This is a genomic window from Enteractinococcus fodinae, from assembly GCF_031458395.1.
Taxonomy (GTDB): domain Bacteria; phylum Actinomycetota; class Actinomycetes; order Actinomycetales; family Micrococcaceae; genus Yaniella; species Yaniella fodinae.
This window is the reverse complement of the sequence record NZ_JAVDYJ010000001.1, coordinates 2247516-2269064: the sequence shown is the minus strand read 5'-3', so window position 1 is coordinate 2269064 and position 21549 is coordinate 2247516. Positions and strand designations below refer to the sequence as shown.

The 21549-nt window shown below is 58.6% G+C and carries 21 protein-coding genes and 2 riboswitches; of the genes, 8 read left to right on the top strand and 13 right to left on the bottom strand.

All coding sequences use genetic code 11. The features are described from left to right. Positions 1-21: 21 nt before the first annotated feature. On the top strand, positions 22-888 hold the full coding sequence (locus J2S62_RS10560) for a siderophore-interacting protein (RefSeq protein WP_310174487.1): 867 nt from the start codon (positions 22-24) through the stop codon (positions 886-888). Here the strand turns inward: J2S62_RS10560 and J2S62_RS10555 are convergent. From J2S62_RS10555 to J2S62_RS10530, 6 genes are all read right to left on the bottom strand, one after another. Beyond that, a complete protein-coding gene (locus tag J2S62_RS10555; RefSeq protein WP_310174485.1) occupies positions 885-1361 on the bottom strand; it encodes a universal stress protein in 477 nt (158 codons plus the stop codon). The genes J2S62_RS10560 and J2S62_RS10555 overlap by 4 nt on opposite strands. A gap of 24 nt (positions 1362-1385) precedes the next feature. Further along, positions 1386-2972 (bottom strand): sodium:solute symporter family transporter, encoded by a 1587-nt coding sequence (locus J2S62_RS10550; protein WP_310174483.1) that lies wholly within the window; start codon positions 2970-2972, stop codon positions 1386-1388. Between the two features lie 198 nt (positions 2973-3170). Continuing rightward, on the bottom strand, positions 3171-5711 hold the full coding sequence (locus J2S62_RS10545) for an excinuclease ABC subunit UvrA (RefSeq protein ID WP_310174480.1): 2541 nt from the start codon (positions 5709-5711) through the stop codon (positions 3171-3173). After that, positions 5708-6262 (bottom strand): DUF488 domain-containing protein, encoded by a 555-nt coding sequence (locus J2S62_RS10540; protein ID WP_310174478.1) that lies wholly within the window; start codon positions 6260-6262, stop codon positions 5708-5710. Before J2S62_RS10540 ends, J2S62_RS10545 begins: the two co-directional genes overlap by 4 nt. 6 nt (positions 6263-6268) lie before the next feature. Next, positions 6269-6481 carry a hypervirulence associated TUDOR domain-containing protein gene (locus J2S62_RS10535; RefSeq protein ID WP_310174476.1) on the bottom strand — a complete coding sequence of 71 codons (213 nt, stop codon included), beginning with the start codon at positions 6479-6481 and terminating at the stop codon, positions 6269-6271. 11 nt (positions 6482-6492) lie between these two features. Then, positions 6493-7344, bottom strand: coding sequence for a Rieske 2Fe-2S domain-containing protein (locus J2S62_RS10530; RefSeq protein ID WP_310174473.1), 852 nt, complete (start codon positions 7342-7344; stop codon positions 6493-6495). A 161-nt stretch (positions 7345-7505) separates the two neighbouring features. Between J2S62_RS10530 and J2S62_RS10525 the strand changes: the two genes are divergently transcribed. Then, a complete protein-coding gene (locus J2S62_RS10525; RefSeq protein WP_310174471.1) occupies positions 7506-7790 on the top strand; it encodes an MGMT family protein in 285 nt (94 codons plus the stop codon). 26 nt (positions 7791-7816) lie between these two features. Here J2S62_RS10525 and J2S62_RS10520 read toward each other — a convergent pair whose 3' ends face one another. Beyond that, the gene (locus tag J2S62_RS10520; RefSeq protein WP_310174469.1) at positions 7817-9232 is read right to left on the bottom strand and encodes an aldehyde dehydrogenase family protein; all 1416 of its coding nucleotides are present in this window, start codon (positions 9230-9232) and stop codon (positions 7817-7819) included. A gap of 137 nt (positions 9233-9369) precedes the next feature. Continuing rightward, positions 9370-10641, bottom strand: coding sequence for an MFS transporter (locus J2S62_RS10515; protein ID WP_310174466.1), 1272 nt, complete (start codon positions 10639-10641; stop codon positions 9370-9372). Between the two features lie 335 nt (positions 10642-10976). Between J2S62_RS10515 and J2S62_RS10510 the strand changes: the two genes are divergently transcribed. The 5 genes from J2S62_RS10510 (at position 10977) to J2S62_RS10490 (ending at position 14686) form a co-directional block, all read left to right on the top strand. After that, positions 10977-11657: a hypothetical protein gene (locus J2S62_RS10510; RefSeq protein WP_310174464.1), complete on the top strand. Its 681-nt coding sequence runs from the start codon at positions 10977-10979 to the stop codon at positions 11655-11657. Beyond that, complete coding sequence (locus tag J2S62_RS10505) at positions 11654-12145, top strand: phage holin family protein (protein WP_407649958.1); 492 nt, start codon at positions 11654-11656, stop codon at positions 12143-12145. Before J2S62_RS10510 ends, J2S62_RS10505 begins: the two co-directional genes overlap by 4 nt. Continuing rightward, the gene (locus J2S62_RS10500; protein ID WP_310174462.1) at positions 12142-12768 is read left to right on the top strand and encodes a DUF3618 domain-containing protein; all 627 of its coding nucleotides are present in this window, start codon (positions 12142-12144) and stop codon (positions 12766-12768) included. The genes J2S62_RS10505 and J2S62_RS10500 overlap by 4 nt, the downstream gene beginning before the upstream one ends. Before the next feature lie 224 nt (positions 12769-12992). Further along, positions 12993-13814: a PRC and DUF2382 domain-containing protein gene (locus J2S62_RS10495; protein WP_310174460.1), complete on the top strand. Its 822-nt coding sequence runs from the start codon at positions 12993-12995 to the stop codon at positions 13812-13814. A 74-nt stretch (positions 13815-13888) separates the two neighbouring features. Continuing rightward, positions 13889-14686 carry a YrzE family protein gene (locus J2S62_RS10490; RefSeq protein WP_310174458.1) on the top strand — a complete coding sequence of 266 codons (798 nt, stop codon included), beginning with the start codon at positions 13889-13891 and terminating at the stop codon, positions 14684-14686. A 98-nt stretch (positions 14687-14784) separates the two neighbouring features. On the opposite strand, the gene acs is transcribed toward J2S62_RS10490, so the two are convergent. Together acs and J2S62_RS10480 are read right to left on the bottom strand one after the other, a co-directional pair. Further along, positions 14785-16812, bottom strand: coding sequence for an acetate--CoA ligase (gene acs, locus J2S62_RS10485; protein ID WP_407650014.1), 2028 nt, complete (start codon positions 16810-16812; stop codon positions 14785-14787). 100 nt (positions 16813-16912) lie between these two features. Next, a riboswitch (SAM riboswitch) is annotated at positions 16913-17000 on the bottom strand. 45 nt (positions 17001-17045) lie between these two features. Next, positions 17046-18317, bottom strand: a complete 1272-nt coding sequence (locus J2S62_RS10480; RefSeq protein ID WP_310174456.1) for a type III PLP-dependent enzyme domain-containing protein — start codon at positions 18315-18317, stop codon at positions 17046-17048. Positions 18318-18413: 96 nt separating this feature from the next. On the opposite strand from J2S62_RS10480, the gene J2S62_RS10475 reads away from it, so the two are divergent. Continuing rightward, on the top strand, positions 18414-18701 hold the full coding sequence (locus tag J2S62_RS10475; protein ID WP_310174454.1) for a cation transporter: 288 nt from the start codon (positions 18414-18416) through the stop codon (positions 18699-18701). A 10-nt stretch (positions 18702-18711) separates the two neighbouring features. Here the strand turns inward: J2S62_RS10475 and J2S62_RS10470 are convergent, their stop codons facing one another. The 3 genes from J2S62_RS10470 to J2S62_RS10460 are packed head-to-tail and all read right to left on the bottom strand — an operon-like array spanning position 18712 to position 21342. Then, a complete protein-coding gene (locus J2S62_RS10470) occupies positions 18712-19569 on the bottom strand; it encodes an ABC transporter permease (RefSeq protein ID WP_310174452.1) in 858 nt (285 codons plus the stop codon). 3 nt (positions 19570-19572) lie between these two features. Beyond that, complete coding sequence (locus J2S62_RS10465; protein WP_310174449.1) at positions 19573-20544, bottom strand: aliphatic sulfonate ABC transporter substrate-binding protein; 972 nt, start codon at positions 20542-20544, stop codon at positions 19573-19575. Positions 20545-20547: 3 nt separating this feature from the next. Next, positions 20548-21342, bottom strand: a complete 795-nt coding sequence (locus J2S62_RS10460; RefSeq protein WP_310174447.1) for an ABC transporter ATP-binding protein — start codon at positions 21340-21342, stop codon at positions 20548-20550. Between the two features lie 9 nt (positions 21343-21351). Then, positions 21352-21440, bottom strand: a riboswitch (SAM riboswitch). Positions 21441-21549 lie beyond the last annotated feature (109 nt).

Genomic DNA, 21549 nt, shown 5'->3' with positions numbered 1-21549 from the left:
ATTCGTTTCAAAGGAGTTTCCTTGTCTCAGCAAGTCGCCGCCACCACGCGGAGTCGTCCCCGTCGTCCCCAAATGGTGATGGAGGTTGTCGCCGTGGAGGATATTTCTCCAACGTATCGACGCATCACCTTCGGCGGCGAAGACTTCAAAAACTTCCAGGATTCCGACGCGGTAGATAAATACGTCAAACTATTGCTGCCGCAAGATCCTAACTCGGGGCTGACCCCACCGTTTGATCTGGATGAACTGCGCAAAACGATGCCGCGCGATGAGCTGCCGTTGCGCCGGACCTACACCGTGCATTCGGTGGATCCCACAACCGAGACGTTGAAAATGGATTTCGTCATTCACGGGGCCGACGGACTGGCCGGACCGTGGGCGGAGCAGGCCAAGGTTGGCGATCTGCTGCAATTTTCCGGTCCCGGGGGCAAATACCAGCCCGATCCAGAAGCTGACTGGCATCTGCTGGCCGGCGACGAAGCCGCGATCCCTGCCATCGGTGCGGCCCTGACGGCAATGCCCGACGACGCAGTGGGGTACGCGCTGATCGAGGTCGCCACCGCTGCTGACGAATGGGACCTGGTCGCCCCCGAAGGCATTGAGGTCACCTGGTTGCACCGCGGCGGTCCCTTCACCCCGGAATCGACCGTCTTAGAACAGGCCATCAAAGCGCTGCCGTGGCGGGAAGGCCGCGTCCAGGCGTTTGTTCATGGTGAGCGCGAAAGCATGAAAGCACTGCGTGCCTACCTGCATGATGAACGCGGGGTGGACCGGGCTGCCCTATCCTTATCGGCGTATTGGGCTTACGGCCGGGGAGAAGACGAGTTCCAGGCCGAGAAGAAGTTGCCAATCGGACAGATCTATCCCGAGGCCACGCCGCAGTACTAACCGGTCTGGTCCCGGCGGCCCACAAACCCTTCGGGCGGCCGGACCACCAGCACCGAGCCCGTGGAGCGATCAACAGCCCCTGAGCCGTGTTGGGATTGAAACATCCGCGCCGCCAGGTTGCCGGTGGCCCCTTCACCAATGACCAGCAAGCCTGCTGAGAGCTCGTTCTGTAACCGTACGAGTTCCCGTTCGGTGTTTTCGCCGTAGCGCACATGCACGTCTGTGGGTGCCAACCCGGCCTCGGTCGCCACAGTACTGAATTCTTGCAGTATGGCGTCTGCTTCGTCGTCGGTGGCACCGCGCTGTGATGGGGTCATTGGCCGACCGCGCAGGAGCCCTGAGGTGAGTTTGACGTGGGCCAGGTGCAGCGGTGAGTTCGTGGCCTGGCACAGTTCGACTGCCGTGAGCACCGCGTGGGTCGACTCGCGGGTGTGGTCGACTCCCACCAGAATGGCCGTTGGGAAAAACACCATGTTTCGTCTCCTTGTTGTACACGATCAAATGAACGGGACCACCACGGCGACAGTCAGGACCACAACGCCCGCTGAAAGGTAGCGGTAGTTCTTGTACCACGGTTTGCCCCGGAGCTGTTCGGTTTCTTCTGCCCAGGTGCTGCGGTCGAAGGTGACTTCTTTGATGCTGGCACGTTCCGGTGCGGGGGTCATCAGTGAGATCGTGACGAAACTGATGGTGCTGAGCACCACCATGATTCCGGTGGCGTACAGGAACTGGATCCCGTGGAGCTCTAGCAACTCACCGGTGACGAACCCGACCACACCGATCGAGGTGACCACCACCAGCGTCCAGAACGCGGCCGTGGCGGTGGCACGTTTCCAGAAGATCCCGCCGATTAGCACCACGACCACGGGCATGGTGACGTAGCCCAAAAACGACTGGAAATACTGCACGATGGTGTCGAAGTTCAGGATCACCGGAGCCCAGAGGACCGCGATGACCATGAAGACCCCGACCAGGGCCCGGCTGATTCGCAGTAGCTGTTTCTCGGTGAATTCTTTTTTGCGCGTTTTTATAAAGTCATTGACGACCAGGCTGGCAGCGCCGTTGAGTACCGAATCCAACGTCGACATGAGTGCGGCCAGCAGTGCGGCAACGATCAGCCCGCGAATCCCGACGGGCATGTACTCGAAGATCAGCGACGGCCACGCCAAATCGGGGTTTTCGAGTTCCGGGAACACGTCGCGGGCCAGGATCCCGGGGAAGATGAGCAGCACGAGCCAGGGCAGCTGCATCAAACCGGCGAACAACGCGCCCCACCGGCCGTGATCGAGGTTCTTAGCTGCCAGTACTCGCTGGACGACGACGTGGTTGGTGATCCAGGTGTAGAGGCCTAACCAGATGACCCCGGTGAAAATCCCGGGCCAGGGCATGAAGTCATCATCGGCCGGAGGCGCGATCGTGAACCCATCTTCGGGGGCGAGCTCACGGAAGATCCCCCAGTCGAACCCGAATTCGGCAAACAGGATGACAAAGATGGTCCCGGAGGCGATCAGCAGCAGAATGCCTTGGATGGTGTCGGTGATCATGACCGCGCGCAGTCCACCGAGAATGACATAGACCCCACCCAGGACCGCGATAATCACGATGTGGACCATCAGCGGGATGTCCGGGTACAGCAGGTTCAAAATGATTGCGCCGGCGAACATGCCGCCGGCCGAGTCGATCAGCATCCCGCTCAACACGGTAAACCCGGAAAATGCGTAGCGGGAGCGTCGATCGTAGCGTTTTTCTAAGAACTCTGGGACGGTCGTGATCTTGGATTGCAGGTAGATCGGCAGGATGAGCACCGCGAAGAACACCAAAATGAGGGTGGCCATCCACTCGAAGTTCCACACCGAAATGCCGGTGTCGTATCCTGCCCCAGCTAGTCCAAGAAATTGGGTACCGGAGAAGTTCGATACAATCAGCGAAAACCCGACCAGCGGCCAGATCATCCCTCGGCCTGCGAGGAAGTAATCATCAGAGTTTTTGGTACCGCGGCCGACCCAAAACCCGATGGCGACAATACCCAGCGCATAGGCTGCGATGATCGCCAGATCGAGGCCAGCAAGTTCAAATTCCGGCATGGCATTCCTCGAATCACATCAAAATGCTTACCAAGTGCAGCTTGTCGTACGTTAAGCTACGTTGTCGCCTGCGGGCTGACAAGAGCGTAGATACCGGAAGGTAGGGCGATTTTTGAACCGCTACTGTCGGTGGTGTGTCTTGCGGCGTTTCTCCGCCTGGCTTGGAAATACTCTGTAGGACAATCCGCAGCGGGTCCGTTATGGCGCAGGCTGCGAGGGCACCTGAGAAAGCATCGCCGCATCCGCGAGGTACTGACCCGTTACCGAGGCGGGCAAGGTAGCTAATCCAGCCGGGGTCGTCGCCGCAACCACCTTGCCGCCGGCCGTTCCGGCACCCGGTCCCATGTCGATCACATGGTCGGATGAAGCGATGATCGATTGGTCGTGTTCAGCGACAATGACGGTGTGGCCGTGGTCCACCAGACGATGTAACTGTGCGTTGAGCAAGTCGATATCGGCCGGGTGCAGACCCGTAGACGGCTCGTCGAGTAGGTAGACGGTGTGGTTGGTGGTGATGCGTTGTAACTCAGTGGCCAGTTTGATGCGCTGGGCTTCGCCGCCGGATAATTCGGTCGCTCGCTGGCCAAGCGTGATGTACCCCAAACCGATGCCTTCTAACGCGTCAAGTGCGCGCAGGACCGCCGCGTCGTCAGCGAAGACTTCGGTGGCTTCCGTTACGGACAAATCCAGCACATCGGCGACCGTGTAACCGTTCCACGTCACTTCGAGAGTTTCGGGATTGAAGCGTTTGCCGTAGCAGACCGGGCACACGGCATAGGAGCCGGGCAAGAAGATCAGTTCGACTTCGATCTGCCCCAGTCCGGAACACTGCGGACACCGACCCTCGGCGACGTTGAATGAAAATCGGCCGATGCCCCACCCCCGACGCTGGGCTTCCTCGGTGTCTGCGAAGATGCGCCGGACCCGATCGAAGATTCCGGTATAGGTCGCAACCACCGACCGCGGTGTGCGCCCGATGGGTCGCTGGGTAATATGCACTGAGCGCTGAATCTGCTCGAGCCCCTCCACGGACCTGACCTGCACATCTTCAGGACTCGTGGCTTCCTCGTCTTGGGGCTCATCGGTAACGGTGGTTGAGACCGCATCTTTGACAAGGCTGCCCAGCACATGGGTGACCAACGTGGTCTTCCCGGAGCCGGACACCCCGGTGACGGTGGTGAATTGGCCCAGCGGAAAGGTCACATCTTGATCGACGATGGTGCGGGCGGTGACCCCGGTCAGGTGTAATGCGCCGCTGGCCTCGCGGCGCGGAGCCTCGGCTAGTTCCAAGGGTCCGGGGTGAACATACTGGGCGGTGATGGACTCTTGGGCCTCGGCCAACCCACTGGTGGGTCCCGAGTAGACGATGTTGCCACCCTCCACCCCGGCTTTCGGGCCGACGTCAATCACCCAGTCGGCTTGGGCCACCAACGACATGTCGTGTTCGACTAACAACACGGAGTTGCCATCGGCAATGAAGCGTTCAAACAGTTTGGACAGCATGCGTTTCTCGGCCGGGTGCAGCCCGGCAGATGGTTCGTCCAGGACGTAGGCCACCCCGAATAAGCCTTCTCGGACCTGAGAGGCTAACCGGAGGCGTTGCAGTTCGCCGGTTGAGAGAGTCGTGGCGGGACGATCCATCGACAAGTGACCCAAGCCCAGCGCATTGACGGCCTCTAAGACAGACAGTGCGGAGGGCAGCAGGATTCGTTCGGCCCCACGCTCTGGGCCATCATCACCGGCAGGTTGGGTTTGCAGAAAGTCGTAGCGCTGCTGGAGGCGTTCCAACAGCTCATCAAGGTGTAAATGGGTCAGCTGCCAGATGGGTTCGTCGAGATAGCGAACTTGCAGCGCGCCAGCATTCAACCGGTGACCCTGGCATGTGGGGCAGGTTCGGGCGGTGAAAAAGCGAAACGCCCGGGCACGGTTTTTGTCCGACTGGGTCGCGGCCACGGTCCGGCGTAAATATCGGGCGACGGATTCCCATTTGCCTTCATACGGTCCTTGGGTGCGTCCGGCTTCCCGGACCGGAACCACCGTGATCACCGGGGTTTCGTCGGTGTAGAGGATCCAGTCGCGCGTGTCTTGGTCGAGTTCGCGCCAGGGTCGGTGGGTATCCACGCCCAGTGTTTCGAGTATTTCGCGGAAGTTTTTGCCTAACCACGCACCGGGCCAGGCCGCGATCGCGCCGTCAATGATGCTCAGGTTGGGGTCGGGCACCATGAGTTCTTCGGCGGGTTCGAATTGTTGACCCACCCCCTGACAGTCCGGGCACATGCCCTCGGTGGTATATGGCGAAAAGTGCCCGGCCGTCAATCGGCCGCCGGCTATGCCGTAATCGGGGTTGAGCACCTCATCGGGGTGGTCGCCCGCCCGGGAGAAAAGTAGCCGTAGCGAATTCGACAGCGCGGTAATGGTCCCGACATCGGAGCGTGATCCGCCAGCTGAGGTCCGTTGTTCCAACGCGACCGTAGGTGGCATCCCCTCCACCATTTCGACCTGTGGATCCACCGCCGAACCGATGAGCCGTCGCGCGAACGGGGCCACTGATTCTAAATACCGACGTTGCGCCTCACCGTGGATGGTGCCAAACGCCAGAGAGGACTTCCCGGAACCGGACACCCCGGTGAAGGCCACGACCGCACCGCGCGGGAATTCCACCGAAACATTGTTGAGATTATGTAACCGTGCCTCAACGACCTGAACACATTGCGCATCACGCTGACTTGAGCTCATCATCCTTCCATTGTGTCATCCGTTTTCGGATACACAATTGAACCGTCATCCTGCGACACCGCACCGGCGCTCAGGTCAGCGGTCATGAGCTGACCGGGACCCATAATATGTTCCACCGGGTACTCCGCCATGAGCAGATAATCGGCAATAATGCGCCGGTGACACCGCCACCACACGGCTTCGGCGCACATCACGACCGTCGGCTGTGCTCGGGCTGTTGCCTCGAGTTCGGTGAAGGCCTGGCGGAACTCGTCGGATAGGGCATGATCGGCGTAGTTGTGGAAGCTGCGATTCTGCCACCACGCGTTGACCCCGAACGCGATGTCTTTGCTGACCTTGCGCCGTCCGGTCAGACCCGCCGCGCGAGTGAGCTCAATATCGTGATCCGCCAACTGTTCAGCTAGCGTATCCGCGTTGAATTGCGGGTAACGTTTGGAACCGGGCAGTTTGCGGACATCCACGACGTGCCGGACCGAGTTCTCCACCATAAGCTCGAGGAATTCGTCGAGGCTCCGGTTGGAGTGCCCCACCGTATAGACCGTTGGGCGTGTCACGGCAGCCTAATCGATCTTTCGTAAGGCGCTGCCTTTATGGGCCGCAATATGGTCGGTTTTGTCGCTTTGGATCTCGTACTGCGGCTCATCCTCGGAGGCTCTGCGGGTGTGGCCTTTGTAGTCAAAGTCAGCCGTGTGCACCTTGATGATCTTCCCCGAGACTCGACCCGCCTCGGAATTCCACGACACATGATCTCCGACGGAAAATTTGGTCCCCATCTCAGCCTCCGTTATTCCGCGCTTCGGATGGCGATGCGGCCATCTTCAGCGCGGACCTGCCACATCGGCTGGTTAGCGCCTGCCGGACCACGTTGCGGAGTCCCGTCGGTGATACGGAATTTACTTTGGTGCCACGGGCAGACGATGCAGTCACCTTCGATTTCGCCTTTATCCAATGGCCCGCCGGCGTGAGCACAGGTGGCTGACATCGCATGAAGGTCACCTTTGTGGCGGGTGATCACGACGGGAGTGTCGTTGACGGTCACGCGATGGAGCTGGCCTTCTTGGATCTCCTCTTCTGCTGCCACATCAGTCCACTTGTTGGTACGTTTTTCGAAGGCTGCATGGTTGACGCCCACTCCCATATCGAAGGAGAGGTGTCCGCCCAGATATCCTGCTGCGCCAGTAAAGCCCAGACCGATCAACGAGAGGCTGGCACCCAGCACATGGCGATCTTTGCGACGAGCCAACCACGACATGATTTGGAATTCCATCCCCATGGAGTTGGCCAGAGCGTGCGCCGTACCGACGCGACGTGCTTTGCCGTAGGAATCAGACCAATCCGATGCACCGGTAATCGCGACCGGAATCGAGGACAGGATGCCCAGGGCGACAAGCCGCTGGGAGGCAGGGCGCATCTGCTCCCCACCGGTGAGGTCTAACACGCTGGCCATGGCCCAGGCGCCAATCGGAACATCAGTAAGTGGTGGGTGGAGTTGGTGGCCCAGCCACGAGCCAGAAAGCGCGTACTTAATTTTGTCCGGGGAGGTTACTTTCGAGACCCATTCGGCAACGGGCTTCGAGATGCTGTCGAGGGATTTCTCGTTTTCGATGCGTTTGACAACTCGTGATAATCCAAACATGCGCTGTTCCTCTTTCGTCTGTTGATGCCAGTCCAGCTGCAGTAGGACCAATACGAAGTATTAGTCGTAATACCGTCACCCTAGCTTTCAGTAGGAGGTTTTGACATCCTTTTATCTGCGCATCGTAGAGCAACATCGACCCGCGTGGCACAATACGAAACATGGACGAGGCAACGCACGAACGGATCCGCAACACCATTGCCCGCGTGCCCAAGGGCCACGTGGCATCCTATGGCGACATTGCCGCGCTCGCGGGCGCTCCGAGCCCGCGGATCGTTGGATGGGTATTGAAAGAAGACGGGGGCGATCTGCCCTGGCATCGCATTGTGCGCAACGACGGTACGGTCGCTAAACCGCAACAGTTCGATTTGCTGCGCGACGAAGGCCTCCAGATCCCAGGCAACAGAATCGACATGGAGCGATACCGGTGGGATCCGGAGGCATAAATAACGCTGTTGAACGGGTCGAGTATTTACAGTGCGGTGACCTTGGGTAGGGCGACCTGCTTGAGCCCCTCGACCCCAAATTCCAGGCCCATCCCGGATTTTTTGACGCCACCAAAGGGCACGCGTGGATCGACCGCACCGTGTTTGTTAATCCAGGTGGTGCCGGCGATCAGCCGATTGGCGACTTCACGGGCGCGTTGTTCATCGGAAGACCAGACGGAGGACCCCAGTCCGACGTCGAGTTCGTTGGCCCACTCGATGGCCTGATCCAGGTCGTCGTATTTGATAATGGGCAGGGCTGGACCGAATTGTTCAATCTGGACCAGCGGGTTGTGCTGGTCAATGTCGGAAACAATCGTTGCCGGGTAAAAATACCCGGGCTGATCATCATCAGGGTTGCCTCCGGTGACAATGTTGGCACCGGCCTTGCGAGCTTCTTCGACGAGATCAGCCACGATCTTCCGCTGCGCTTCGTTCTGGAGCGGGCCCAAGACGTTTTCCTCAGACACTCCCTGGCCCATCGGAGTTTCGGAGGCGATCTTGGCCAGCGCTTCGACAAGTTCGTCGTAGATCGCAGCAGGTACGTAGAGCCGTTTCAGTGCTGCACAGGTCTGGCCGGTATTGATGAATGCGCCCCAGAAAATATCCTGAGCCATTTCGTCGACGTTGATATCGTCGAGCACGATCCCGGCATCGTTGCCGCCAAGTTCCAGCGTCACGCGTTTCATGTCTGCCGCCGCGCTGCGCATGATGGCCTGGCCGGTCTTGGTAGAGCCGGTGAACATGATTTTGTCGATATCGGGGTGTTCGGAAACCGCTTGCCCAATATCGCCGGCACCGGGCACGACCTGCAAGACGTGTTCTGGCAGCACTCGGTTCAGGACGGCCACCAGGGCTTGGACAGACAACGGGGTGTGTTCCGAAGGTTTCATCACCACGGTATTACCCATCCGCAGTGATGGGGCCAGCTGCCAGATGGAAATCATCATCGGCCAGTTCCAAGGGCCGATTGCTCCGACCACGCCGATGGGCACATACGACAGGATGGCCTTGCCGGAGTCATCCTCCACCAGGACTTCTTCTTGAATCTCGAAGTCGGCATTCGCTCGCAACCACGCTTCGCAAGCGCCGGCTTCAAACCGGGCGTTGGGACCGTTTAAGGGTTTGCCGACTTCGCGCGCCAAGATGTGGGCCAAGGCTTCGGCAGATTCCTTGACCGCATCAGCTGCCTTGTGCAGGTACTGGGACCGTTCAGCATCTGGTAGTGCACCCCAGGATTGCTGCGCCTCCCGCGCCCTAGCGACAGCCGCATCGACATCATCGGTCGTTGACATCTTGGTGTTGCCAATGAACTCGCCCGTGGCTGGGTCGTGGACCGCTTGACCGTCGTCAACGGTAATGGCAGACAGTAAATCTTCATAGGTCGTGAGATTTAGGGACATGTGAACCTCCGTCGCATCTTCGGACCCACAGTGGGTCCAGTCTCGATTCTATGATGCCAACATGTGGCGCACGTCATGAGTGGCGAAGCTTTTGGTGCAGTGTGCAGCAAAACCTGGGGTCAGACGTGGAGCAAGGATTACTTAACGGGTGTGTTCGACCGGACGACCGGGCCCGGGCCGGGCGGCAGCGCGCGGGCAAAGATGCTTGCGCCCACCAGTCCAAGCGCAGCGATGGCCCAGACCCCGAATGCCAGAGAGGAAATGGCCGTCACGGCTGAGATGAGCAGCGGACCGGTCAGCATACCGGTGTCTGAAAGCAACCGCCACAGAGCTAAGAATTTTGGTCGTCCGACAGCGGGGGAGTAGTCAGCGCCAAGCGTCATGACTATGCCCGCACCGAATCCGTTGCCCAGCCCAATGAGCACGGCGGCAACCATCAACCACGCGCTTGACGTGGTCAAGGGGACCACTGCGGTGCCAAGTGCCAGCCCGGTCAAACACGACACGGCCACCACTCGCCGGCCCTTCCGGTCCATCATCAGACCTGAGGGATAAAACATGATGAGATCCACCGCGCCGGCCACACCGTAAATCAACGAGGCCTGCGCGGGGCTGAGCCCAAGATGTTCCGCCCACAACGGGATCACTGCGGTACGTGAGGCGCGCAGCGCCGTCAAGCACAAGACCCCGAGCCCGGAAGATAACAGGATCCGCCAGTGCTCTTTCGCTAATGATGTCATGGTCGGGTTCGTGACGATTTCGATGGGATTGGTGGTCGTGGATTCCACGCGTGGCGGTGAATTCGGGTCGACCAGTTCCTGAATAAACAGGGATACGACCACAGCGATCCCCATGCACACTGCACCAACCGCGAATGCACCCTGCAGGCCCATCACCGACTGAGCTGCCGCACCGAAAAATGGACCAACGAAGGCGCCGATGCGCAGCATGCCACCCAGTAACGACATCGCCCGGGCACGATGCGAGATCGGCACCGCCACCGCAAGATACGACTGTCGGGCGAGATTGAACCCGGCTCCGGCCATCCCAATCATGAGGATCCCGACGGTATATCCCGCGAAATCCACGGGTGCTTCGAGCCGGAACCAACCGGCCACCATTGCCCAGGAAAGTGTCACGCCCAACGTGCCGACGAAGGCGGAGATAATCATTGTCAGGCGTTCGCCGGCACGGGAGGCCAACTGAGCAGCTGGCGCGTTGGCCATGAGCGACCCGATACCGATGAGTGTGACCGTGCTGGCCGCCAACGCCAACGAGGCACCAAATCGAGTCGACGCTGTCGCTATAGCCGGCATAATTGCGCCTAACCCGATCGCATAGATCAGTGACGGCGCATAGATCTGGAACGCATTCGCTAGCGGCTTTGAGCTTGGCGACCGCTGGTTCATAGCACCTTCATCTACTCGGTGGAATGCCTGATTCATGGGGATCGGGAAGATTGTCGTACTTTCTCAGGATACGCCCAGATGGCACCAAAAGTGTTCAACGAGTGTTGGCCCTTGAAATTTCAATCATGATCCGCGCCCAGGCGCTATCTAGCTCGGCGTCACCTGCCGAATCAAGGATTGATGAACCGGATGGACTTGAGATATGTCACCAGATGAGCTGTTTTCTTCCGGAATGCTCTTCGTTATGTTGGAAAACGGAAAGATATTCCAGCGTTTGGTTCATCACCCGAACGAGACCGGCGGTTGTACCGTCGGAATCTAGACGGAGGAGAAATATGACAACGAATCAGGAATCATCTAATAATCCAGCTTCAGGTGGCACTCGTTCCGCCAGTGCCACAGAGCAAGCAAAACAGACTACCCGCCAAGAAGCTGACCGTCTGAAAGGTCAGGCCCAATCGGCAGCAGACGATGTGGCGGATACTGCCAAGCATGAGGCGCATGCGGTGCAGGACGAAGCCATGGATCAAGCAAAATCTCTGGCTTCAAGTGTTCAAGAAGAAGCCAATGCACAGGCTTCGACACAGCAGCAACGGCTGGCTGAGCAGTCCCGGACGGTCACCGACGACCTGCAGCGGATCCGCCGGGGTGAACGTCCCGAATCGGATATGGTGCTTCGGGCAGTCTCAACCGTTGCTGATCGCGCGGAAGCCTTCACGCACCAATTGGAAACCAAAGAACCTCGCGAGTTGCTCTCAGATGTGCGCCGTTTCGCTTCACGTCGACCAGGCGCGTTCTTATTGATCGCTGCTGGAGCCGGCTTGATAGCCGGTCGACTGACTCGCGGTATGCGCGATGCTGAGTCTGACCAGCAGTCGTCATCCCAGTCACGTAGTGGCCAGTCCCAGAGTGGGCAGGTTAGCCCCACCACGCCGCAGCAACCACCTGCAGTACCGGTGCGCGGCACAGAAACCCTGGGAATCCAACCTGATATCGAATCGGGAGGTCGCCTATGAATCCGCGAAACGTGAATCCAAGTGGACCAGAAGCGGGGCAACCGGACACCACAGGGCGTTACCACGGTGCAACCGAGGCCCCCGAATCGGAAGAAGAGCAGAGGGCTCGAACTGAGTCGTTAGGGGAGATGTTCTCCCGGCTGTCCAAAGATCTCAGCACGCTCTTCCGCCAGGAAGTTCAATTAGCAAAGGCCGAAGCAACTCAATCGGCGAAACAAGCAGGTGCAGGTATCGGCATGCTGGTCGGTGCCGCAATTGGGGCACTGCTGTTGCTGATCTTCCTATCGACCGCCCTGATGTGGGCTTTAGGAAGTGTCATGCACCTGGGCTGGGCAGCGCTAATCGTCGCTGCAGTGTGGGCCATTATTGCTGGCATCTTAGCCCTGGTGGGTAAGAAGAAACTCGAGGAGATTCAAGGACTGCCTAAAACGCAGGAGACCGTTGAGGACATCCCCGCCACGCTTAATCCAACGAAGGAGACCCCATGACCAACAATCCTGAGGAAATCCGCACCGATATCGAACAAACTCGTTCCGAACTCGGTCGAGACGTAGATGCCCTGGCAGAAAAAGTCGATCCCAGCAAGGCTGTAGACCGCCAGAAAGACCGCATCCGGGATCGTTTCCGGAACGCACGAGAAGCAGTGATGGGTTCGCCAGATTCTGGCAACCAGAGCGACTCAAACTCTGGCGCATTACAGCAGGCTTCCGATCAGTTGTCTCATCTTGGAGATCAGGCTGGTGAAGCAGTGCAAAACATCCCGGACAAGGTGACCTCTGGGACTCGCGGCAACCCGCTAGCTGCAGGGCTGATTGCCTTTGGGGCAGGGCTGTTGGCGTCATCGCTAATTCCTTCGTCTCGTATGGAACAGGAGGCCGCCGAGAAGGTGAAGGATCGTGCTGCTCCTCTTGTAGAAGAAGCCAAATCAGCCGCGCAAGAAGCTGGTGAGCACCTCAAACCGCAAGCGCAAGAAGCAGCCCAAGCTGTGAAAGACACCGCAGCTGAAGGGGCCGAACATGTCAAACAAGACAGCAAAGAGCATGCGCAGGATCTGAAAGACGATTCTCAGCGGGCTGCCCGGGATGTCAGGGATTCAACCAGCGAAGCCTAACCTGCACGAATCCTGAAAAAGTACTGCATTAAACCTGACTAAACCATGAACATCCGGTGTTATTTAGTGCAGTCCTGGTGAAACGCATCAGTAACTTCATCAACAGGCAAAATTCAACAGATATCGGCTGTTGTTTCTCAACACCATCATCGTTAGAGTGAAAATTGAAAGAGCCCCGGTGACCCCGGATCGGCTCGAGCATCTCAGAAAGGAAGTGCTTCAACATGACACAGAACTTCAATCTCGAGAACCTTGACGACGCAACTGTTTACGACCAGGACAACGAAAAGGTCGGAACCGTCAAAGAAATCTACCTTGATGATCAAACGGATGAACCTCGTTTCGCGACCGTGAGCACAGGCTTATTTGGTCTGAAAGAAACCTTCGTCCCACTCGATGCGGCTCAGCCCATTGCAGATGGCGACCTCAAGGTGCCGTTCACCAAAGACTTCATCAAAGATGCGCCAAACATCGATCCTGATGGTCACCTTGAACCATCCGAAGAGCGCGAAATCTTCGAATACTACGGTCTGACCACCACCGGTGGCGCTGGCACCAATGCACCTGCAGCAGGTGGCCCAGCAGCCGGCGCGCCAGCAGCAGGAGCACCGACAGCTGGTGATCCTGTCGCAGCAGCTGAAGGCGGCGAACAGGCCGTTGCCCGCGAAGAACACCTCAAAGTTGGCAAGGAGGACCACGTCGCTGGCAAGGCTCGCCTACGCAAACGTGTTGTCACCGAACGCGAGCAGGTCGATGTGCCAGTCGAACGTGAAGAACTCGTTGTAGAACGTGAACCAGTCGATCCTAACTCGCCACAGGCTCGTGCCGGTGCGGGTTCTTTGGATAACGCCCAAGAGACTGACGAAACCATCACGCTGCACGAAGAACGTCCAGTCGTCGATAAAGAAACTGTCGCGACCGAGAAGGTCAACGTTGGCAAGCGCAAGGTCGTTGACACAGAAACTGTTGGCGATGAAGTCCGCAAAGAGAAGATCGACGTGGAAACAGACGATGTGACTCGCGGAGATCGCGACACCAATCGCTAACTCCCGCACATCGTGAAATTGCCTGACCATCTCAAGGCGGCGACCGTTTCAGGTCGCGCAACGGAAGGATGATCATGACAGAAACGAACCCGACATCTCGTAGCGGCAGAGACCCAGTAACACCCGATCACGGCGGTGGTGACCATGCCGCGACATCGGGAGAGCACGGCGCAACGGCAGTCGGCGCGACTGGTAACACTGACAGAGTGGGCCGCACTGACAGAGTGGAACACCACGATCACACCACCCGCGATTCGTTCATCGGTACTGATGAACCAGCGCCGCGACGCACGAACGTCTCCTGGGGTGCGATCTTCGCCGGCGTGGTGACGTTCATTGCGTTGGTCTTTGTATTCGGTTTGGTCAGCATCGGCCTCGGCTTAGAAGAAGCCGGAGGTACAGCGGTCGGAATTTGGAGCGCAATTGCAGTAATTGTTGCTCTGGGGATCGCCGGGTTCGTCTCCGGTATGCTGTCCATCCGAGCTGGCTTCCTGCACGGTATCGCCACCTGGGCAACCTCCCTGGTAGCGACCCTCGTGCTCGTGGGCTGGGTCGGCGCTAGCGTACTCGGTGCACTCGGGGGTGCCGTAGGTAACCTTACCCAGGGAGCCCTGCAGCAAACCGAAATCACCACCGAAGACCTTGGCAATGCTGCTGACGAAGCAGACGTAGATCAGCAGGATCTGGAGCAAGCTCAGCAAGAAGCTGAGGACACTGCTCAGCAAGCCCAAGATGATCTGGCAACCAGCGCCTGGTGGAGTGTCGCCGGTCTATTGATTGGTGCTGTCGTCGCAGGATTTGCAGGTGCCGGTGGTTCGCGAAGCGTCCACACCCGTCACGAAGATGATGTGACCCGCACACCAGTGCGATAAAAGAATAACGTAGCACAGCGCGAAGCGCTGAAAACCAATGATGGTGGAGACCCTGCGGTCTCCACCATCATTGGTTTAATGCAGAGTTTCCCGCCGCGTTAGGAGCGGTGCTGTAAGACTTTAGCGATGCTGTCGACGGCCGGTTCATTTTGCAGTGAGGTGGTATCACCCAGCGTGTCACCCGTGTAGAGCTGGGTCAGCAGTCGACGCATGATCTTGCCGGAACGCGTCTTCGGAACGTCAGGAACGAAAACGATGTCGTTGGGTTTTGCGACCGGACCAATCTGTTTGGCAACCAGCTGTGTCAGTTCGTGTTTTGCGGCCTCATCGTTGAACTCACCGCGTGGCACGACGAAGGCGATAGCGCAGTGCCCGGTCTTGGGGTGGGGTACCGGGGTGACGCCAGCTTCGATCACATTTGGATGGGAAACCAATGCTGATTCAATCTCAATGGTCGATAGTCGGTGGCCCGAAATGTTGATCACGTCATCGATGCGTCCCAGGATCCAGATGTCATCATCTTGATCGGTTTTGGCCCCGTCGCCGGCAAGGAACCAGCCACGGCCGTCTTCTGTCCAGTGATAGTCCTGCCAGTACGATGTGTAGAAGCGTTGCGGGTTGCCCCATACCGTCCGGGCGGCGCCGGGGCCGGGGCGGGTTACGACGATGACGCCCTGCTCATTGGTGTCCGCAGGCTTTCCAGCGTCATCGACGACCGCGACGTTTACGCCCGGTAGGGGCCGTGATCCCGAACCAGGTTTGAAGGTGGTATCAGTCTGGCGTGGTGAAATGACGGTCGCGCCGGTTTCGGACTGCCACCACGTATCCACCATTGGCACACCTTCCGGGGTGTCTCGGCCGATATGGGTGCGAGCCCACTGCCAGGCTTCCGGGTTGACGGCTTCCCCGACGGTGCCGATCAGCCGGATGGATGACAAATCATAGTCCGCAGACGGGCCGTTTTCGTGCCATCCCATCAACGAACGCAACAGTGTTGGTGCGGTGTAGTAGCTGGTCACCCCGTAGCGTTCAATGACCTCGAAATGCCGCGAAGTATGCGGGGCATTGGGTACACCCTCGTAGATCACCTGAGTCGCACCGTTGGACAGTGGCCCGTAGATCTCGTAGGTGTGGGCGGTGACCCAGGCCAGATCCGCGGTGCACCAGTGCACATCGGCATCACGTTGGGAGACGTCTGGGTTGGCGAATAGAAAATCATAGGTCACCGAAGCGTGGGTCAGATACCCGCCAGAAGTGTGGACAAGTCCTTTGGGCTGACCCGTCGTGCCCGAAGTGTACATAATAAACAGCGGGTGTTCGGCGTCGAAATACTCACAGGTATGCTCGGTGGGTTGTTTGGTGACGATATCGTCCCACCAGACATCGCGGCCTGTGGTCCACGGAATGTCAGTGTGACCCGTGCGGTTGATGACGAGCACGTGTTCGATATTGTTGTCCCCGGCCACGGCTTCATCGGCGGCTGCTTTGACGTGTACCGCCTTACCGCGCCGGAATTGCCCGTCGGAGGTGACCAGCAGTTTGGCGCCGGTATCTTCGACCCGGAACTTGAGCGCGTCGGCAGAAAACCCACCAAAGACCAGCGAATGGACTGCGCCGATTCGGGCGCAAGCCAGGGCAATGACCACGGTTTCGACAATCACCGGCAGGTAAACAACCACGCGGTCGCCAGCCTTGATGCCCAGTTCAGTCAACGCATGAGCGGTTTGGGAGACTTCTTGGAGCAGGTCTCGGTACGTGACGGCACGGCGATCACCGGGTTCACCCTCAAAATACAGCGCAACCTTGTCGCCATGCCCGGCCGCTACGTGTCGGTCCACGCAGTTCTCGGCCACGTTGAGCTTTCCGTCGGCAAACCAGCGGGCTTCGGGGCCACGCTGAGATTCCGCGTCCGGTTTAGTCCAGGAATGGATCGTCTCAAAGGGCGTATCCCAGCGCAGGCGGTTGGCGGCGGCTTCCCAATACGCCATCCGGTGTGCTTCATCGACCTGGTTGCCGGTCGCATCAGGACGATGGTGGGCCTGGTGCGGTGCTCGACCGGGATTCACGTCCGGGTCTGCGGCATCCACGATCGCCTGGGGCAGAGGACCCGGCAGCCCATTTGGCAACGGAGCGTATTGCTCGCCAAAAAGCTCCGTGGCCAGACCTGCTCGGTAGGTCACGGAGGTGTCGGTGGTGTGGACAGGGGAGTGCGTCAAGAAGTAAACCTTTCCATCGGTTCTGGCGGTAGCACCTGCACTACGTGTGGTTGCTGCGGCGTCGTGGAGCCAGATCTCTTAGCCGCTCTGGATGGGTACGCACTTACTTTAGGCAAAATTTCGGAAATGGGAAAATCAGGATGTCACATTGTGTCAGCAGGATAATGCAAGAGCTTCGTGGGTTGATAGATGCCGGCGGCTTTGGCGAGGTCGGCCGTGGAGCGGCCGGCGTTGAGAATCGAAGACTCGGTCAGCAGCCCATCGGCCCGGATGCCGTATACGGGTGCGGTAAACGCTGCTGTCATGCTAAATGCGGTAGCGCCCACATCAAGGATTGCCACGATATCGCCGGCTTCCAGCTCGGGCAGTTCAACCCGTTGGGCCACCAGCCCGGTGGGTCCGGCAAGATCATAATAATAGTGCTGCAGGTCGTCTTTGTACCGGCCGTCGCTATCGTAGGCTGCGACTCGGATGCTTTCGGGCTGATATTGAGCATCGGCGTGGATAACGGCGATCATGCGGCCATCAAGATCTTTGGTGTATTCGACGCGCGCCAGGATCATCCCGGCTTTAGCCGTCAGTGGGGCACTGATTTCGCTGACGATTTCGTATTTACTGTCGAATAGCTCCGGCATCATCGCGTGGTGCACGAACCGGTGGTTGTCGAAGGTTGGTTGAACTTCATCCGAGACGACATTGACCGGGATACCGGCGGGGAAGTACAACCGGAAGATCCGCTGTGCCCCGGCGGCGTGCTCAATATCTTCTGCGAATTGATAGACGGCAGCGACCTGCTCGGCGGTTTGCTGCAGCGAGGTTGGTGGCGTATCAAAACTGACGTGAAGTTGCGTCAACCAACTGCGTTCCAAAAACGTCTCGAATAAATCGTTGCGGTGATCGCGCAGCCCGATACCCATGTGAGCGCATGTAGTCGCGTCGTCCTCAGCGGATGCTTGGGGTGTAACGCGTAAACCGATTGAGCCTTCATAGTTGTGTGGGTCTTGAAGCAGCCCATCGACTCGGGTTAGCTCAGCAAAGTTATCGACACTGAAACTCAGTTCTGCATCGGTGATATCGCGCAGCTGCGTCAGGGTTTTGACCGGCGCGTTATGCACAACTTCAGACAGCGGTATGCCGGAGTGCTGGGCAATCTCCAACTCGGTTGCCGAGGCGGTCTGGACGCCGAGCCCGCGAGCGCGGAAGTGTTCCAGCACGCCGGGCAGGCTCATCGTGCCCACGGCGATGGTGTGGCGAATCCAGTCTTCGGTGTAGACCTCGTGAAGATGTTCGATCAGTTGGTCGAGGACGTTGAAATCGATGACACCTAAGACCGGGTTGGCATCGGAGAGCACCGGGGCCAGCTGTTCCACCGCGGTGTGGCGTTGCGTTGCGATGCGAGTTCCTGAAGTCGTCATAGCCACGATCATACGCGGCAGGGTAGGACACTGTAAGAATTTTGGTAGCTGGGCGACTAGACAGCAACGATTCTGTTGAAAAGGATGCGCCGGCGATTGACCGGCTCAGTGAATTTGTTCCCTGATCCAGCAGAAGCTGTGGTCAACCTGGTGGCGGCTAGTGTCGCGCTGGTCGCGCTCAAAGTCGAGCTGAAACCACCTGGCCGCAATCACATCGACGGGCATAGCAAGGTTGAGTATTCTGCCGCTGCCGTTGAAAGGTGGATGACCTTCGTGACGGCCGCCGGGATCCTGACAACCTCGGTTCAACGTTTTCTTGAGCCTCAGCCCCTGGAAAATAGTGGTATCGGACTAGGCGTCTGCATACTGGCACCAAGGGCCTAGCTCCTGCGTGTTATGTCCAGCGGGCGATGGCGCGTTTCTCTGCCAGGCCCAGCAGGGTATCAGTGAGTTTACCGAGTACGGCCAACAGAATGATCGCCAGGATCAGTCGATCAGTGCGACCATTATTTTGCGAATCGGTGAGTAAGAACCCAAGCCCCATTGAAGAGGCAATGAGTTCGGCGGCCACCAGGAACAACCAAGCCTGGGCCAGTGCTAGTCGTAGTCCGGAGAAGATCGAGGGAACGACAGCGGGCAGTTGGACGGTTTTGAACAGTCGAACACCTTTATATCCGAAGGCCCGCCCGGCTTCGACCAGGTGTGGGTCCACATGCTGCAGGCCGGCATACAGGGTGGTAAAGACCGGGAAAAACGCACCGATAGCGATCAGCGTGACTTTGGAATCCTCGCCGATCTGCATCCACAGAATCAGCAGCGGAACCCAGGCCAGCGATGGGACCGCCCGGAGTGCACCCAACAGGGGCGTCAGCAGTGCGTCAGCCCACCGGGACAGGCCCAGGACGGCACCAAAGATCATGCCTAACACCGCACCGATTGCAAAACCGATCAGGACCCGTTGTACCGAGATTCCGATGTGTAGCCACAGGTCACCGCGCTGGATGAGGCCCACGGTAGCCTCGATCACTGCAGAGGGAGACGGTAACTGCACGGGAGTAAAGACTCCGGCGTCAGTAACCGCCCACCAGGCGATCAGCAGGACAAGGGGCACCAGGAACCCCACGGCGGGTTTGACGCCTTTGCGGTCTAGCAGTCTTGGCTTGTCCGTGGCGGGGGCCGGGGTGATCGGCGTGTCACTGGGTGTTGGGGGCTGGCGTTTACTGGCGACTTCGGAGTGGTCGATCGCGGTCATGGATTACTCCGCATTCTGGGCGAACTCGGGCGCGAACAGCGTCTCGAGGGCTTCGTCAACGGTTTCTTGGTTGTCAACGTCTCCCGAAGTAACGAAAATCGGTGCGATATTAGCCAACACCTGGGCCTGATCTTCACCGGGTACGGGGCTGATATCGAAACCAGAGCGTTCTTCGATCACGATGGTGGCAACATCGAGGTCGATTTCAGCTTCCTCGGCCAGCAGCTCTGCGGTTTCTTCGGGATTCTCTAACGCCCAGTCGCGGGCACGCTCATATGTATCGACCACGAGCTGGGCAACCTCTGGAGAGTCCTCGATAAACGATTCGGTCGCGTTCACAAACGAGTAGGTGTTCAGATCTACATCACGGAGTAAGAACTCGGTCGAGTCTTCACCTCCGGCCATGATTGGATCAAGTCCGGCCCAGGCCTCAACGGAGCCGTTATTCAAGGCGGTGAACCCGTCAGCGTGCTGGACGTTTTGCACCTCGACCTCCGACAGCTCAAGGCCGGCTTCCTCTAGGGCTTGAACGAGGAAGAAGTACGGGTCGGTGCCACGGGTGGCCGCAACCGAGTGCCCGGCAAGATCCTCTACGGTGTCGATCGCGGAGTCTTCTGGAACGACCAGTGCGGTCCATTCGACGTTGCCAACGACGCTAATGGTCTGAATGGGTGTCCCGGTTGAACGGGATAGTAGGGCAGCTGAGCCTGCAGTAGAGCCGACATCGATAGCCTCGGCGCGCAGGTTTTCATTGGCGCGGTTCGAGCCAGCAGAAAAGACCCATTCAACCTCGCCATCAAGTTCTTCTTCCAACCAGCCTTGGTCTTTGATGATCAGCGACAAGGGATTGTAGGTGGCGTAGTCGATGCGCAGCGATTCGGTCTCACCGGCGTCAGCGTTTTCTCCGGCGCATCCGGTCAGTGCCAGCGCTCCGGCCAGGATTGCAGCGGGAAGTGTTTTGCGTGGAAGTAACATGAGTTAGCCTTTCGAAGATGCAAGTGGTTGTACGCCCAAACCGGTCAGCAGTTGCTCCCGTAACGAAACTAGTGCGGGGTCATGGCTGGCGCGTGGCCGAGGTACGGGTGGAGTGAAAATATTGGCAATCGTCGCGCCTTCGATGTGCGGGGTGTGATCCAACAGGATGATGCGATCTGACAGCAGCAAGGCTTCGTCAACATCATGGGTGACCATCACTGTGGTGGTACCGGTTTTGGCATGTACGTCCAACAGCAGTTGCTGCATTTTGATGCGTGTCAACGCGTCGAGGGCACCAAAGGGCTCATCTAACAACAGGATTTCGGGGTCGCGGGCCATCGCACGTGCCAAGGAAGCGCGTTGGGCCATGCCGCCGGAGATTTCCCGCGGGCGATGATCGGCTGCGTGCTCCAAACCGACAAGCTGCAAGAGCTCATCGACGCGGTGTTTGCCAGCAGCTTTGCCCGTTCCGTCGGGTAGTCCCAGGGCAACGTTGTCCGCCACGCTCGCCCAGGGCATCAGTCGGGGTTCTTGGAACCCGATGGCACACCGTGGATCGAATTCGGCCACGGGAGTGTCTTGGATGTGCACCTGGCCGGTGCATCCGACATCCAACCCGCCCAGGGCACGTAGCAAGGTGGATTTTCCGGACCCGGAGGCACCGATGATGGCAATGATCTCTCCGGGTGCGACCTCGAGGTTGATGTCAGTCAAGATCTGGCGGGTGGTGCCGTTGGTACCGAAGGCTCGGCCGACATTGCGGCAGACTACTGCAGGACTGGATGCTGTGAGCGTCATGAAAAAATCACTCCATCGAGTCTTGGCGTTAGCACCTGCCCTTCGGGTGGTTGCTGCGACTTCACTGAGCCAAGTCTCTCAGTCGCTCTGGATGGTTACGTTCAACGATCCTATGCTGATCATGGGTCAAAAGGAAAATTATTGTTACGGTGCGTTGCCTACTGGACAATGGCATGTTCGGAGCGAACCGACCGTTGCCGTGGATGG